Raw genomic sequence first — 16,001 nt, 5'->3', positions numbered from 1 at the left:
AGTCATCAGTCCAATTTATTATAGAGCCTAAAAAAACTGAGAAATGCTACATGGGAGCGTCTTCTCAGTTATTTTATCTTAATATATTTATGTTTAGTTAAATTCAACGGTTTTTATGACTTACTTCAATTTAGAATAGGCAATTTCATCATCATGATCTACTTTTTCAACGAGGACTTCATTGTCCTCAAAATACCATAGATCTTCTTCTGAAACGACTAATATCAAATCATTATAATTTTCTTCGTAACCAATTTCTACATCTTCTCTTGGTTCAACGCGAAAGGCAGGACTGAAACCTTGTTTAAGTTGAAATTCACCACCATAGCGAACGTAAAACTGTAAAACTTTGTTATTTTCAGGTAAGTCTAGTTCATCTTTAAACCATTCTACAGCTTGATCTGTTAGTTTAATTTTCATTACATTATCCTCCTACCTTATTTATCTATTACTTGGATTTTATTTTTTAAATGGAACTCTTAGAATTATAACATATTCATATTTTGAGATAATCCATAAGGTTTCAATGAAGATATAAAAAAGCATTAAGCGAATTGATACGCTTAATGCATTATTATCGGTATTAGATTTACATCCATTTTATTTTTGGCTCTTCGCCTTTAAAAATTCTTACAATATTGGTGAGATGTCTTACTATTAAAATTATGGAAACGAGTAAGCTCATCCCAAATAATATGTAATCTTGTATGATGAGAGAGCCAATAACGCAACAAATTGCTGCAATAATACTTGAGAGTGAAACATATTTAAATATATATAATACTCCAAAGAATATAATTGCCAATATAAGTAGTAAGATAGGATTTACGCCTAAGACAACACCAGCACTTGTAGCTACAGCTTTTCCACCCTTAAATCTAAGATATATTGGATATACATGGCCAAGTATTGCGAATAAACCTACAATTAACCCATGTGTGAAGAACGTGCTAAGCGGTCCATCTGCATGCACTGGAAACCAAATAGGAAAGAACACAGTAATAAATCCTTTAAATATATCTAAAAAGGTTACAATAAATCCTGCTGGTTTACCTAGAACTCGGAAACTATTAGTTGCGCCAGTATTACCACTGCCATATTGTCTAATATCTTTTTTGAAAAACAGCTTTCCTATAACATATCCATTAGGAATAGCACCGATGAGATAGCTTAATATGAGCATGACTACTATCATCATATAACTTTACACATCCTTTAATAACGTAGCTATATTTTACCATAATCTAATAGATAACAACGACCAATTTTAAAAATTTGTTCTTAACAGGAACTTTAAATAGATTAGTTTTAACTCACGCTTGCAATTTAGACCGATTTATATAAGAATAACTATTGTATAGTTTTTAAAACGAACGTACGTTTGTAGGAGGCGAACGCATTGGCAACAAAAAATTCAAATCATTACTCAGATGATTCTATTCAAGTATTAGAGGGATTGGAAGCTGTAAGAAAGCGTCCAGGTATGTATATAGGATCTACTGATAAACGAGGACTACATCATTTAGTGTATGAAGTAGTAGATAACTCCGTAGATGAAGTTTTAAACGGATATGGTAACGAAATAAATGTAACAATAAACCAAGATAATAGTATTTCTATTGAAGATAATGGTCGTGGTATGCCTTCAGGAATGCATGCATCAGGTAAACCTACTGTTGAAGTTATTTTCACTGTATTGCACGCCGGTGGTAAATTCGGCCAAGGCGGATATAAAACATCAGGTGGATTGCATGGGGTTGGTGCATCTGTAGTTAACGCATTAAGCGAATGGTTAGAAGTAGAAATACATAGAGACGGGAATATTTACAAGCAAAGCTTTAAAAATGGTGGAGTGCCAGCATCTGGATTAGTTAAATCAGGTAAAACAAAAAAAACGGGAACTAAAGTTACATTTAAACCAGATCCCGAAATATTTAAAGCTACAACTACATTTAATTTTGAAACCTTAAGTGAGAGGTTACAAGAATCTGCCTTCCTATTAAAGAATCTTAAAATAACATTGAAAGATTTACGTAGTGGCAAAGAACGTGAAGATGTTTATCATTATGAAGAGGGGATTAAAGAGTTTGTCAGTTATGTAAATGAAGGCAAAGAGGTTCTTCACGACGTAACTATGTTTACAGGTGCTTCAAATGGTATAGAAGTAGATGTCGCTTTTCAATATAATGATCAATATTCAGAGAGTATATTAAGCTTCGTAAATAACGTGCGTACCAAAGATGGCGGAACACATGAAGTAGGATTTAAAACTGCAATGACACGTGTGTTCAACGATTACGCAAGAAGAATCAATGAATTAAAAGAAAAAGACAAGAATTTAGACGGTAATGATATTCGTGAAGGTTTAACTGCAGTTATATCAGTTCGCATACCTGAAGAATTGTTACAATTTGAAGGGCAAACTAAATCTAAATTGGGTACTTCAGAAGCTCGTAGTGCTGTTGATTCAGTAGTTTCTGATAAATTGCCATATTATTTAGAAGAAAAAGGTCAACTTTCTAAATCTCTAGTGAAGAAAGCAATTAAAGCACAACAAGCTAGGGAAGCTGCGCGTAAAGCACGTGAAGATGCACGTTCAGGTAAGAAGAATAAACGTAAAGACACTTTATTATCAGGAAAGTTAACACCTGCTCAAAGTAAAAATACTGAGAAAAATGAATTATATTTAGTCGAAGGTGACTCAGCAGGTGGTTCAGCTAAACTTGGAAGAGATAGAAAATTCCAAGCGATTTTACCTTTAAGAGGTAAAGTTATTAATACTGAAAAAGCAAGACTTGAAGATATTTTTAAAAATGAAGAAATTAATACTATCATTCATACAATTGGTGCTGGTGTTGGAAACGACTTTAAAATAGAAGACAGTAATTATAATAGAATTATTATCATGACTGATGCCGACACAGATGGTGCACATATTCAAGTATTATTATTAACCTTCTTCTTTAAGTACATGAAACCGCTTGTACAAGCTGGAAGAGTATTTATCGCATTGCCGCCACTATATAAACTGGAAAAAGGAAAAGGTAAATCTAAGCAAGTTGAATACGCATGGACTGATGATGAACTTGAAAAACTTCAGAAGAAATTAGGAAAAGGATTTATGTTGCAACGTTATAAAGGTCTAGGTGAAATGAACCCTGAACAGTTATGGGAAACAACTATGAATCCTGAAACTAGAACATTAATTCGTGTTCAAATTGAAGATGAAATGCGTTCGTCTAAACGAGTTACAACTTTAATGGGTGATAAAGTTGCGCCACGTCGTGAATGGATTGAAAGTCACGTTGAATTTGGCATGCAAGAAGATCAAAGTATATTAGATAATACTGAAGTACAAGTACTAGAAACTGAAGAATATACTGAGGAGGAAACAAATTGAGTGAGATAATTCAAGATTTATCACTTGAAGATGTGATAGGTGATCGTTTTGGAAGATATAGTAAATATATTATTCAAGAACGTGCATTACCGGATGTTCGTGATGGCTTGAAGCCAGTACAACGAAGAATTCTTTTCGCAATGCATAGTAGTGGGAATACGTATGATAAGAATTTCCGTAAGAGTGCGAAGACAGTCGGAGACGTTATTGGTCAGTATCATCCTCATGGCGACTCATCAGTATATGATGCAATGGTGCGCTTAAGTCAAGATTGGAAATTACGTCATGTTTTAATTGAAATGCATGGTAATAACGGTAGTATCGATAATGATCCTCCTGCAGCAATGCGTTATACTGAAGCGAAGTTAAGCCAATTATCGGAAGAACTTGTCAGAGATATTAATAAGGAAACTGTTGCATTTGTTCCAAACTATGATGATACAGCTTTAGAACCAATGGTTTTACCAGCAAGGTTTCCTAATTTATTAGTTAATGGTTCAACAGGGATTTCTTCAGGTTATGCGACTGACATCCCACCGCATAATTTAGCAGAGGTAATTCAATCAACATTGAAATACATCGATAATCCTGATATTACTGTTACTCAACTAATGAAATATATAAAAGGTCCAGATTTCCCTACTGGCGGTATTATTCAAGGTGTGGATGGCATTAAGAAAGCTTATGAGACTGGTAAAGGTAAAATTGTTGTACGTTCTAAAGTGGATGAAGAAACCCTTCGTAATGGTCGTCAACAACTTATCGTTACTGAGATTCCTTACGAAGTGAATAAAAGTTCACTAGTCAAAAGAATCGATGAGTTAAGAGCAGATAAAAAAGTAGATGGTATTATCGAAGTCCGTGATGAAACTGATCGCACTGGATTACGAATAGCGATCGAACTGAAAAAGGATGTAAATGCAGAAGCTATAAAAAACTATTTATTCAAAAACTCTGATTTACAAATTACTTATAACTTTAATATGGTTGCAATTAGTGACGGTCGTCCAAAACTAATGGGTATTCGCCAAATTATTGATAGTTACTTAAATCATCAAATTGAAGTTGTGGCAAATCGTACGAAATATGATTTAGATCACGCCGAAAAACGCATGCATATTGTGGAAGGTTTAATGAAAGCACTATCAATATTGGATGAGGTTATCACGTTAATTCGTAACTCTAAAAATAAAAAAGATGCTAAAGACAATTTAGTTGCTGAATTTGAATTTACGGAAGCTCAAGCAGAGGCTATTGTCATGCTTCAACTTTATCGTTTAACTAATACAGATATCGTTGCATTGGAAAATGAACATAATGAGTTAGCTAAATTGATTAAAGAATATCGTCATATACTTGATAATCATGATGCATTGTTACAAGTAATTAAAAGTGAATTGACTGATATTAGAAAACGATTTAAATCTGAGCGTTTATCATCAATTGAAGCGGAAATCGCAGAAATTAAAATTGATAAAGAAGTTATGGTTCCAAGTGAAGATGTTGTTTTAAGTATTACACGTCAAGGATATATTAAACGGACATCTACACGTAGTTTCAATGCCAGTGGTGTCACTGAAATAGGGCTTAAAGATGGAGACAGTTTACTCAAATATCAAACAGTTAACACGCAAGATACGGTACTTGTTTTTACAAACAAAGGAAGGTATATATTCATTCCGGTTCATAAATTAGCAGATATCAGATGGAAAGAACTTGGACAGCATGTATCTCAAATTGTTCCCTTAGATGATTATGAAACTGTAGTTGATGTTTACAATGAACAAAGTTTTAAAGATGACGCATTTTATGTACTAGCGACTCGAAATGGAATGATTAAAAAAAGTAACGTTAGCTTATTTAAAACGACTCGTTACAATAAACCATTAGTTGCTATGAAAGTTAAAGATAATGATGAATTAATAAACGTCATTCGATTAAATGAAGATCAACTCATCAATGTATTAACACATAAAGGTATGTCATTAACGTATTCAAGTGAAGAACTATCTGATACGGGATTACGAGCAGCTGGGGTGAAATCTATCAACTTAAAAGATGAAGATTTTGTCGTTATGACGGATGTTGTAGATAATGACAGCTCAATTATAATGGCTACTCAAAGAGGTGCTGTAAAACGAATTAGCTATAAGATTTTACAACAAGCTAAAAGAGCACAAAGAGGTATTACATTACTTAAAGAGTTGAAGAAAAATCCACATCGTGTTGTTGCAGGTTATGTTGTTAAAGATGAAAGTATGTATACTTTATATTCTGAAAGTCACTCTGAAGAAGGACAAATCACTGATATTCATTTATCTGAACAATACACAAATGGGTCATTTGTTGTTGATGTTAAAGAGTTTGGAGACGTCTTAAATATGACAATCGACTAATGGATTATAAAAATTATATTTTCAATTTTAAAAGAAAATGATAAAATTGAACTTGTTATTTTAACCAATTTTAATCTCTCAAGAGATTTATATTGATATTGTATAACACTCAAACGTAATATGTACTAGTATTATTTTATTGGGTTTATTCAATACAGTATAAATCTCTTGTAGTATATCTTTGGATATTAATTTATTGTAGATGAGAGGGATTTAATGAGTGATTTTGATAATTTAATACCTGGATGGTTTAAAACAATTGTTCAGGTAGGTAATGATTTAATTTGGTCGCAATATTTAATTGGATTGCTATTAACTGTAGGGTTCTTCTTTACTATTAGTTCTAAATTCGTGCAATTACGTATGTTGCCGGAAATGTTTAGAGCTTTAACTGAAAAACCTGAAACATTGAATAGTGGTGAAAAAGGTATATCGCCATTCCAAGCATTTGCAATTAGTGCTGGTTCACGTGTAGGTACTGGTAATATTGCAGGTGTAGCTACGGCAATTGTACTAGGTGGTCCTGGTGCAGTATTTTGGATGTGGGTAATTGCTTTTATCGGTGCTGCAAGTGCATTTATGGAGGCAACTTTAGCTCAAATTTATAAAGTTCATGACAAAGAAGGTGGATTCCGAGGGGGTCCCGCATATTACATAACTAAAGGTTTGAACCAAAAATGGTTAGGTATCTTATTCTCAATATTAATTACAATAACATTTGCGTTTGTATTTAATACTGTTCAATCTAATACGATTGCTGAATCATTAAATACTCAGTACAACGTAAGTCCAGTTGTAACAGGAATTATTTTAGCTGTTATTACTGCAGCAATTATCTTTGGTGGTGTCCGCAGTATCGCGACATTATCTTCATTGATTGTTCCAACCATGGCTATTATTTATATCGGTATGGTTTTAGTTATCTTATTATTAAATATCGATCAAATTGTTCCGATGATTGGCACAATCATTAAGAGTGCATTTGGTTTCGAGCAAGTTACAGGAGGCGCTGTAGGTGCAGCGATACTTCAAGGTATTAAACGTGGTCTATTCTCTAACGAGGCTGGTATGGGTTCTGCGCCGAACGCAGCAGCAACAGCGTCAGTGCCACATCCAGTTAAACAAGGTTTAATTCAATCACTTGGTGTATTTTTCGATACAATGTTAGTTTGTACAGCCACAGCGATTATGATTCTTTTATATTCAGGATTAAAATTTGGAGAAAATGCACCTCAAGGTGTTCAAGTTACACAATCAGCATTAAATGAACATTTAGGTTCAGCTGGAGGTATCTTCTTAACAATCGCAATTACGCTATTTGCATTTTCTTCTGTTGTTGGTAACTATTATTATGGTCAATCAAACATAGAGTTCTTATCTAAAAACAAAGTAGTTATGTTTATTTTTAGATGCTTAGTTGTCTTATTAGTATTTGTTGGATCAGTAGTAAAAACTGAAACTGTATGGAGTACTGCCGATTTATTCATGGGATTAATGGCAATTGTTAACTTGATTTCTATAATTGGTCTTTCAAATATAGCGATAGCTGTAATGAAAGATTACCAAAAACAACGTAAAGCTGGTATGAAACCTGTGTTTAAACCAGAGAATCTTGAAATTAACTTATTTGGTATTGAAACTTGGGGTAGAGAAAATCAACTACCTAAAAAATAATCACTTAAGTGATTGATTAAAATAGAATTTATTCATACTCCTTTCAATGTGTTGAAACTTTCATTCAAAACTTTGAAAGGAGTTTTTACATTAAGTTAGAAATCTTTTCATTTTTAATAAATAGATTTATAATTCATATATTACAGAGAAAGGTGATTATGATGAGTGAGTATACCATTTCTAAAGCTTTAAATAATAACGTCATCATATGCACTTATAATAATCAAGAGGTCATTCTCGTTGGAAAAGGTATTGGCTTTAATAAAAAGGCTGGAATGACCTTAGATGAAAGTGCTTCAATAGAAAAGGTTTATAAATTAGAGCAAAAACAACAGCAAGAATATTACAAATCTTTAGTTGAAATTGCCGATGAAGATGTTCTACAAGCGATTATTGAAGCAGTCAATTTTATTACAAGTACAACTCATACTACAGATGATAAAAACCTTGTTGTTGCATTGACTGATCATATTATATTTGCATATAAAAGATTAAAACAAAATCAAATTATTAGTAATCCATTTGCTATCGAAACCAAACATTTATATAGTGGTGCGTATGCTATTGCAAGTCAAGTTATTGATAAATTGAATCAACGACTAGATGTTAAGTTCCCAGCTGATGAAATTGGATTTATTGCATTACACATTGCTTCAAACACAGAGGATTTAACGATACATGAGATGTCTTTGATTAATAAATTGATTAGTAAAAGTATACTTATTATTGAAAATGATTTAAATCATGAAATCGATAATCATACGGTTCAATATCAACGTTTTATAAGACATATTCAATTTTTAATTCGACGACTTAATAAAAAAGAATACATATATGCTCAAGATTTTTTTATAGATATGGTTAAAAATCATTATCCAAATGCATATAATACTGCTTTTAAAATCTCAAAAATGATTCAAAAGCACTTGAATATTCCTATCGATGATTCCGAAATTGTGTATCTTGCATTACATATTTATCATTTTGAAACTCAAATAAGTTCATCGCATAACTAAGGAACACTTAGTTATTTTTTGTGTTATGATGTAAAATAGCTTTAGTTTTAATAGTTAGTTAAGGTATGGTGAAAAACATGGCAATTGAAAATAAGCAAGTTGAAGAAAAAAGCGCAAAAAAATTTAGTTTTACAGAAACGCGTTTTATGAAATTCTTAGGCGGTAAAGATTTATTATTTGCTTTGCTTTCATTAGTGCTCATAGGTATTGTAATATTTATATTTGATAAAGTTTCTTATGTTTTTGAACCATTTATCATCATATTTAATACAATTGTAGCACCAATTATTTTATCGCTTATTTTATTCTATCTTATTAATCCAGTGATTAATTTGATGGAGAGATATAATATTCCAAGATTACTAGGAATCATTATTGTATTTTTAGCTATTGTTGGTGGAGCGACATTAATTATTAATTTATTAATTCCGCTTATTGGAGATCAAATCACACGTTTAGCTAACAACTTCCCTAAATATGTAGATAAATTTAATAACGCAATAGATCAAGTCACACATTTTTCTTTCTTATCATCATTTTATACTCAAATACAAGATTGGTTAGACTCAGTTTCCAATAAGATACCTTCTATGGTTTCAAGTTATTTTGATGGATTTGGAACTAAAATTAGAAGTTTTGCAGAAGCTATTGTTAACGTAGGTGTAGTTCTTGTCACAACACCTTTTGTATTATTCTTCATGTTAAAAGATGGTCACAAATTTAAAGAGTATTCAACGAAGATTATGCCACCTAAATTTAGAAAAGATTACCATGATTTAATGGAAAAAATGAGTGTACAAGTTGGATCATATATCCAAGGTCAAATTATTGTTTCATTTTGTATTGGTATCTTACTCTTTATAGGCTATTCAATTATTGGTCTTGATTACGGTCTTGTACTTGCTTGTATAGCTGCTGTTACAAGTGTTGTACCTTATCTAGGACCAACGATTGCTATTTCACCAGCCATCATTATAGCGATTATTACATCGCCATTCATGTTATTGAAATTAATTGTAGTATGGACGCTTGTTCAATTTATTGAAGGACATTTCATTTCACCTAATGTTATGGGAAAAACATTGAAAATTCATCCTTTAACGATTATTTTCATCTTATTGAGTGCTGGTAATTTATTAGGTATTGTTGGTGTTATTTTAGGTATTCCTGGATATGCAATACTTAAAGTAATAGTCTCACACCTATTCTTATTATTTAAACGTCGTTATAACAAGTATTATGGTGATGATTCAGGAGAATATGAAATTAAAAAAGAAGAAACTAAAGAATATACTAAAGCTGAATAAGCTCTAAACGAGTATTAAGTGTAAAAGCCAGTTTATCTAGCTTTCTCAGTTTTAGTTACCTAAGCGGGAATGAGATAATGAATTCATTTTGGATTCTGTATCATTCCCGCCTTTTTTTAGAAAGTATTTAATCTTACACACATTACAATAATGTTAGTATGAGTTATACATATTCATATGTTCATTCAAATGAAGGTATGATATATTTTTAAATAATCGTAGGTGAAGGTAGAGGTATGACATGACTGAAGAACTTAAGAATAGATTATTATCATTACTCAAATTTGTTTTTGCTGCAGTTTTATTTATAGCAGTTGTTGCAACGCTATATCATGAATTAGCACACATTAATTTTAAACAAACACTTGAAGCATTTAGCAAAATTAATCGTTGGTATCTAGTTGGCTTATTCATTTGCGGTGGTTCAGCTATGATTTTACTAAGTTTGTATGATCTTATCTTAGTAAAAGGGTTAAAACTGGATATACCACTTATTAGGGTTTTTAAAATCAGCTATATCATTAATGCACTTAATGCCATTGTTGGCTTTGGTGGATTTATAGGGGCTGGATTTAGAGCATTTATTTATAAAAATTATACAACTGATAGAAAAAAATTAGTTCATGCTATTTCAATCATACTGATTTCTATGTTAACGGGTTTGAGTCTTTTATCAATCCTTGTCGTGTTACATATCTTTGATGCTTCTCATATAATAAATAAAGTAAGTTGGGTTCGATGGATTTTATATGTTGTTGCATTATTTTTACCTTTATTTATTTCCTATACCATGATTAATCCTATTGATCGTAACAATAAATATTTAGGTGTTTATTGCACACTAGTATCAAGTTTTGAGTGGCTGGCAGCTGCCACAGTACTCTATTTATCAACAGTTATTGTAGATATTAACATAGCATTCACTACTGTTATCGGTATATTCATCATTGCTGCTCTTTCTGGATTGGTTAGTTTCATACCAGGTGGCTTCGGTGCTTTCGATTTAGTTGTATTATTAGGTCTTAAGTCTTTAGGCGTTCCTGAAGAAAAAGTACTATTAGCGTTATTATTATATCGTTTCGCTTATTACTTTGTACCAGTTGTTATTGCACTTGTTTTATCTACATTTGAGTTTGGATCATCTGCGCGAAAATACTTCGAAGAATCTAAATATTTTGTACCTGCAAGAGATGTAACATCTTTTTTATTCTCTTATCAAAAAGATATTATTGCTAAGATTCCGTCATTTGCCTTAGCTATGTTAGTACTAATAACAAGTTTTGTTTTCTTTATTAATAACATTACAATTGTTTATGATGGTTTATACGATGATCATCATTTCGCATATTATATTATGTTATCTGTGCATACAAGTGCTTGCTTATTATTACTTATCAATGTTAGAGGTGTATTTAAACAAAGCCGACGTGCTATTTTGTTTGTAATGATTTCACTTGTTTTAATATTTAGTGCAACAGTATATACTTATGCATCTTTAATTCTTTTATCATGGATTTTATTAATATTTGTATTACTTGTTCTCGCTTATCGTCGTTCTAAAGTGATGAAACGACCATTCAGATTAAAACGTTTAATTTTTACAATTATTTTAAGTATGCTGGTATTGTATGTTAATCATTTTATAATTTCAGAAACTTTATATGCACTTGATATTTACCACATTGAAATGGATACTTCTTTATTGAAATATTATTTCTGGTTAACGGTTCTTGTCGTAGTCATACTTGTAGGTATCGTCGCATGGTTATTGGAGTCTAGATACACTAGACCACACCAATTAGAAGATTTATCGAGATGTAAATCAATTATTGAAACGTATGGTGGCAATTATTTAAGTCATTTAATCTATAGTGGAGATAAAGATGTCTTTATGCATGAAGCGCAACAAGCTTTTTTAATGTATCGCTACAAAGGTAACGCTCTTGTTGTGTTAGGAGATCCAATCGGTGATACGAAGGCGTTTCAGTCTTTACTTATTGATTTTTATAACTACGGTGAAAAGTTAGGCTATGATATTATATTCTATCAAGTTTCAGATCGCTTTATGCCGCTATATCATAATTTTGGTAATCAGTTTTTCAAACTTGGTGAAGAGGCAATTATAAATTTAACTCAATTTACGACATCAGGAAAGAAACGTCGTGGTTTCCGAGCAACACTTAATAAATTCGATGATTTAAATATTCAATTTGAAATTTTAGAGCCACCTTTTTCGAAAGATCTCATTTTTCAATTAAAACAAGTTAGTGATCAGTGGCTAGATGGACGTAATGAAATGCATTTTTCAGTAGGTCAATTTACAGAAGAGTATTTACAACAAGCACCTATTGGAATAATGAAGAATGAAGAAGGTAAAGTCATTGCGTTTTGCACTTTAATGCCTACTTATTATAATGAAGCTATTTCAGTAGATTTAATTCGTTGGTTACCTGATTTAGATTTACCTTTAATGGATGGCCTATATCTACATATGTTACTTTGGGGTAAAGATAAAGGCTATAAAGCATTTAACATGGGTATGGCAACTTTATCAAATGTAGGTCAATTAAATTACTCTTACCCTCGAGAGCGTGTAGCTGGGCGTGTATTTGAACACTTCAATGGTCTATATCGCTTTCAAGGACTACGTAAGTATAAAGAAAAATATAGTCCAAATTGGGAACCAAGATTTTTGGTTTATAGAAAAGATAGTTCACTATGGTATAGCATGTTAAAAGTAATGAGAGTTATTCGTCATAAATAATTGTTAAAAAAGGCATCCAACAAGTGAATGGGTGATAATCACCTTGAAGGGTGCCTTTGATTATTTAAAACTTTAATTGGATTTATAGTTTGCTCGGTCTTGTTGTTCTTGAGCATAACGCTCAGGGTTCTTTTTGTAAAAATCTTGATGATATTCTTCTGCTTTGTAAAAAGTTGAAGCGGGTAATATTTTAGTCACTATTGCTTTTTCTGAATGAATTGTTTGCTCGAGTTGGTGAACGTATTGCTCAGCAAGTCTTTTTTGATCCTTATTCGTGTAGAATATAGCTGTTCTATATTGTGAACCTCTATCTTGAAACTGGCCACCATCATCAATGGGATCAATAACCGAGAAAAATACTTCTAATAATTTGTTATAAGAAAACAATGCAACATCATATTCAATTTTTACAGTTTCATAATGTCCTGTGGTCCCACTTTTCACATCTTCATAAGTAGGGTTGTGAGTTGAACCACCCATATAGCCAGATGTTACTGTTTCTATACCATCGAATTGATCGAAAGGTTTGGTCATACACCAGAAACACCCACCAGCAAAATATGCTGTATTAATATTCATTTATGACATCCTTTCATTGGACCTTAGTACCATTTATTTAAAAATTACTTGATTTTTCAAAGCAACTTCTATAATTTAATTATATATAATTATAGTACATAGATATATAATTTTGAAGATTTTTACTAGACGTAAGGTAGGTAAATATGACAGAAGAGAAGGATAAGACAGTATACAGGCGACAAGCAGACGCACAGACACCTTCTAAACGACGGAATAAGAAAAAACTACGTAAATTACCTTTTATCATTTTGATTATATCGATATTGCTAATCGCAGCTATTATCTATATTGTCCATGGTTATCGTAGTGGTGTTAATTACGCTGAGAAACATGCAAAAGATATCAAAGTACATAAGTTTAATGGACCAGTAAAAAATGACGGTAAGATTTCTGTACTCGTGTTAGGTGCTGACAAAGCTAGCGGTGGTAAGTCGCGTTCAGATTCCATCATGGTAGTTCAATATGATTATATCCATAAAAAAATGAAAATGATGTCAGTGATGCGTGATATTTATGCGGAAATACCTGGATATCAGAATTATAAAATTAATGCAGCCTATTCACTTGGTGGACCTGAACTTCTTAGAAAGACTTTAAATAAGAATTTAGGTATTAATCCTGAATATTATGCAGTCATTGATTTTACGGGTTTTGAAAAAATGATTGATGAATTAGAACCTAATGGCGTTCCTATGGACGTAGAAAAAGATATGTCTGAAAATATTGGCGTATCTCTTAAAAAAGGTCATCATCGTTTAAACGGTAAAGAATTACTTGGATATGCGAGATTTAGACATGACGAGGAAGGAGATTTTGGGCGAGTTAGACGTCAACAACAAGTTATGCAGACGTTGAAAAAAGAGTTAGTTACACCTAGTTCAGTAATAAAATTGCCTAAAGTAGCTGGTATATTAAGGGGTTATATTAATACAAGTATGCCAAATTCAGCTATCTTCCAAACAGGTATTAGTTACGGTTTAAGAGGAGATAAGAACGTAGAATCTCTTACAGTTCCAATTAATAATTCGTACCAGAATATTAATACAAATAACGATGGCAGTGCCTTAGAGATTGATAAGAAGAAAAATAAAAAAGCTGTCAAAGAATTTCTAAATAACTAAAACGTAAAAGAGCGCACTCGATTGGGTGCACTCTTTTTTTACGCCTTTAATAAATACCATAATATTATTATGTAAACTAATCGAAGTTTTATTCTGCGTCTGATTTTCTAACTCCTGCAACGCCATAGTGATTTTTTTGCATTTCTTCAATAATCACATGAATTGCCTCTCTATTAGCTCCAGTAGTTTTTTCAACTGCATTTGTTACTTCTGTTACTAAATTTTTTAATTGTTCATCTGAGCGTCCTTCTAACAATTTAACATTGATGATTGGCATTTTATTTCCTCCTTGAATTAGTAATTTCATCCATAGTATAGCATGTTTTAGGGCAGTACTCCAAAAGAAATTTGAGAACATTAGTTCTTATTTTTATTGAAATAGAACAAGTGTTCGTATATAATAAAAAGGACTAAGGGAGGTATCTTGGCATGTATGATTATAATTTATTGGAAGAAAGAGACATATTATGTATCGATCAAAAGAGTTTTTTTGCTAGTGTGTCATGTATCCAAAAGGGATTGGATCCTCTAGAAACAAAGTTAGCAGTAGTTGCAGACACTAAAAGACAAGGATCGGTTGTTTTAGCAACCACACCTAAATTAAAAGAAATTGGTATCAAAACAGGGTCAAGACTATTCGAGATTCCGCATCGTAATGATATTTATATTATCAATCCTAGCATGAGAAAATATTTAGAAGTTTCAATAGCAATTTCTAAAATTGCGCTTAAATATGTACCGGGAGAAGATTTACATCAATATAGTATAGATGAATTCTTTTTAGATGTGACTGATAGCTATCATCGATTTAACTCTACTGTACAATCATTTGCAGAAAGATTACAAAAGGAAATAGAAGATAAAATAGGGATATATTGCACTATTGGTATAGGATCAAACATGTTATTAAGTAAGGTCGCAATGGATATTGAAGCAAAACATACATCCAATGGTATTACAGAATGGAGATATCATGATGTCCCACAAAAGATGTGGAAAATTACGCCGTTACGTGATTTTTGGGGCATTAACAAGAAAACAGAAGCAAAGCTCAATAAGAAAGGGATTGTAACTGTTGGAGATTTAGCTCAATATCCATACAGATTTCTTAAAAGAGATTTTGGTGTATTAGGGATAGATATGCATTTACATGCTAATGGTATTGATCAAAGTAAATTGAGAGAAAAATATAATGTTACTAATCCATCCATATGTAAAAGCCAAATACTGATGAGAGATTATCGGTTTGAGGAGTCGAAAATTGTAATGCGAGAATTAATTGAAGACGTTGCTAGTAGAATAAGAGCACGTAAACAACTGGCAAGAACAATTCACTTTTCATTTGGTTATACAGAAGGCGGTGGTGTTCATAAGCAATATACACTAACAGATGCGACTAACTTAGAAAGAGACATCTATAAAGTAGTCAATTATTATGCGAATCAATTGTGTGATAAGAATGCACTGTATCGAACATTGAGCGTATCATTGACTCAACTTATTAATGAGGAAGACCGCCAGCTTAACTTATTTATAGACGAATATGAAAGAAGAAGAGATGAAAAGCTAGCTAAAACCATTGATTACTTACAAAACAAATATGGTAAGGGAATCGTATCTAAAGCGATATCTTACACTGATGCTGGAACAAAGCATGGTCGCTTGGGCTTAATGGCAGGGCATAAAATGTAAAATATACCCTCCTATCAATGAAATGAGCATTTAAAAGAAATCGAGCGCA

General features: G+C 32.0%; 12 protein-coding genes. 8 read left to right on the top strand and 4 right to left on the bottom strand.

Annotated features, from left to right (window positions below; translation table 11 throughout):
- Nucleotides 1-120 precede the first annotated feature (120 nt).
- Both HMPREF2715_RS06550 and plsY read right to left on the bottom strand, forming a co-directional pair.
- Nucleotides 121-420, bottom strand: coding sequence for a HesB/YadR/YfhF family protein (locus tag HMPREF2715_RS06550; RefSeq protein ID WP_011275847.1), 300 nt, complete (start codon nucleotides 418-420; stop codon nucleotides 121-123).
- Nucleotides 421-589: 169 nt separating this feature from the next.
- Nucleotides 590-1,198: a glycerol-3-phosphate 1-O-acyltransferase PlsY gene (gene plsY / locus HMPREF2715_RS06545; protein ID WP_070839674.1), complete on the bottom strand. Its 609-nt coding sequence runs from the start codon at nucleotides 1,196-1,198 to the stop codon at nucleotides 590-592.
- Between the two features lie 201 nt (nucleotides 1,199-1,399).
- On the opposite strand from plsY, the gene parE reads away from it, so the two are divergent.
- From parE to mprF, 6 genes are all read left to right on the top strand, one after another.
- Nucleotides 1,400-3,400: a DNA topoisomerase IV subunit B gene (gene parE, locus HMPREF2715_RS06540; RefSeq protein ID WP_037558066.1), complete on the top strand. Its 2,001-nt coding sequence runs from the start codon at nucleotides 1,400-1,402 to the stop codon at nucleotides 3,398-3,400.
- Nucleotides 3,397-5,796, top strand: coding sequence for a DNA topoisomerase IV subunit A (parC, locus tag HMPREF2715_RS06535; RefSeq protein WP_070440062.1), 2,400 nt, complete (start codon nucleotides 3,397-3,399; stop codon nucleotides 5,794-5,796). The genes parE and parC overlap by 4 nt, the downstream gene beginning before the upstream one ends.
- Before the next feature lie 216 nt (nucleotides 5,797-6,012).
- Entirely contained in the window at nucleotides 6,013-7,470 is a 1,458-nt protein-coding gene (locus HMPREF2715_RS06530; RefSeq protein WP_037558069.1) for a glutamine transporter AlsT, read from the top strand.
- Between the two features lie 161 nt (nucleotides 7,471-7,631).
- Complete coding sequence (glcT, locus tag HMPREF2715_RS06525; protein WP_070440059.1) at nucleotides 7,632-8,486, top strand: glucose PTS transporter transcription antiterminator GlcT; 855 nt, start codon at nucleotides 7,632-7,634, stop codon at nucleotides 8,484-8,486.
- Between the two features lie 77 nt (nucleotides 8,487-8,563).
- Nucleotides 8,564-9,793 carry an AI-2E family transporter gene (locus tag HMPREF2715_RS06520; protein WP_070839671.1) on the top strand — a complete coding sequence of 410 codons (1,230 nt, stop codon included), beginning with the start codon at nucleotides 8,564-8,566 and terminating at the stop codon, nucleotides 9,791-9,793.
- Between the two features lie 241 nt (nucleotides 9,794-10,034).
- Nucleotides 10,035-12,557, top strand: a complete 2,523-nt coding sequence (mprF, locus tag HMPREF2715_RS06515) for a bifunctional lysylphosphatidylglycerol flippase/synthetase MprF (protein ID WP_070440055.1) — start codon at nucleotides 10,035-10,037, stop codon at nucleotides 12,555-12,557.
- Nucleotides 12,558-12,629: 72 nt separating this feature from the next.
- Here the strand turns inward: mprF and msrA are convergent, their stop codons facing one another.
- A complete protein-coding gene (msrA, locus tag HMPREF2715_RS06510; protein WP_070440053.1) occupies nucleotides 12,630-13,136 on the bottom strand; it encodes a peptide-methionine (S)-S-oxide reductase MsrA in 507 nt (168 codons plus the stop codon).
- Nucleotides 13,137-13,282: 146 nt separating this feature from the next.
- Here msrA and HMPREF2715_RS06505 point away from each other — a divergent pair, with 146 nt between their 5' ends.
- Complete coding sequence (locus HMPREF2715_RS06505; RefSeq protein ID WP_070440051.1) at nucleotides 13,283-14,260, top strand: LCP family protein; 978 nt, start codon at nucleotides 13,283-13,285, stop codon at nucleotides 14,258-14,260.
- Nucleotides 14,261-14,348: 88 nt separating this feature from the next.
- Here the strand turns inward: HMPREF2715_RS06505 and HMPREF2715_RS06500 are convergent, their stop codons facing one another.
- Nucleotides 14,349-14,537, bottom strand: a complete 189-nt coding sequence (locus HMPREF2715_RS06500) for a 2-hydroxymuconate tautomerase (RefSeq protein WP_011275837.1) — start codon at nucleotides 14,535-14,537, stop codon at nucleotides 14,349-14,351.
- 152 nt (nucleotides 14,538-14,689) lie between these two features.
- Here HMPREF2715_RS06500 and HMPREF2715_RS06495 point away from each other — a divergent pair, with 152 nt between their 5' ends.
- Nucleotides 14,690-15,952 carry a Y-family DNA polymerase gene (locus HMPREF2715_RS06495; protein ID WP_070581397.1) on the top strand — a complete coding sequence of 421 codons (1,263 nt, stop codon included), beginning with the start codon at nucleotides 14,690-14,692 and terminating at the stop codon, nucleotides 15,950-15,952.
- The last annotated feature ends 49 nt before the right edge of the window (nucleotides 15,953-16,001 follow it).

The organism is Staphylococcus sp. HMSC062A01 (assembly GCF_001836805.1).
Lineage (GTDB): Bacteria > Bacillota > Bacilli > Staphylococcales > Staphylococcaceae > Staphylococcus > Staphylococcus haemolyticus.
Note: the sequence above shows the minus strand (reverse complement) of the source record. Positions and strands in the feature narration are given on the sequence as shown.

Excerpts from the sequence above, each read along its gene's own strand:
- HMPREF2715_RS06550 (WP_011275847.1), bottom strand. The coding sequence starts at position 420 with ATGAAAATTAAACTAACAGATCAAGCTGTAGAATGGTTTAAAGATGAA.
- plsY (WP_070839674.1), bottom strand. The coding sequence starts at position 1,198 with ATGATGATAGTAGTCATGCTCATATTAAGCTATCTCATCGGTGCTATT.
- HMPREF2715_RS06530 (WP_037558069.1), top strand. The coding sequence starts at position 6,013 with ATGAGTGATTTTGATAATTTAATACCTGGATGGTTTAAAACAATTGTT.
- glcT (WP_070440059.1), top strand. The coding sequence starts at position 7,632 with ATGAGTGAGTATACCATTTCTAAAGCTTTAAATAATAACGTCATCATA.
- HMPREF2715_RS06520 (WP_070839671.1), top strand. The coding sequence starts at position 8,564 with ATGGCAATTGAAAATAAGCAAGTTGAAGAAAAAAGCGCAAAAAAATTT.
- mprF (WP_070440055.1), top strand. The coding sequence starts at position 10,035 with ATGACTGAAGAACTTAAGAATAGATTATTATCATTACTCAAATTTGTT.
- msrA (WP_070440053.1), bottom strand. The coding sequence starts at position 13,136 with ATGAATATTAATACAGCATATTTTGCTGGTGGGTGTTTCTGGTGTATG.
- HMPREF2715_RS06505 (WP_070440051.1), top strand. The coding sequence starts at position 13,283 with ATGACAGAAGAGAAGGATAAGACAGTATACAGGCGACAAGCAGACGCA.
- HMPREF2715_RS06500 (WP_011275837.1), bottom strand. The coding sequence starts at position 14,537 with ATGCCAATCATCAATGTTAAATTGTTAGAAGGACGCTCAGATGAACAA.
- HMPREF2715_RS06495 (WP_070581397.1), top strand. The coding sequence starts at position 14,690 with ATGTATGATTATAATTTATTGGAAGAAAGAGACATATTATGTATCGAT.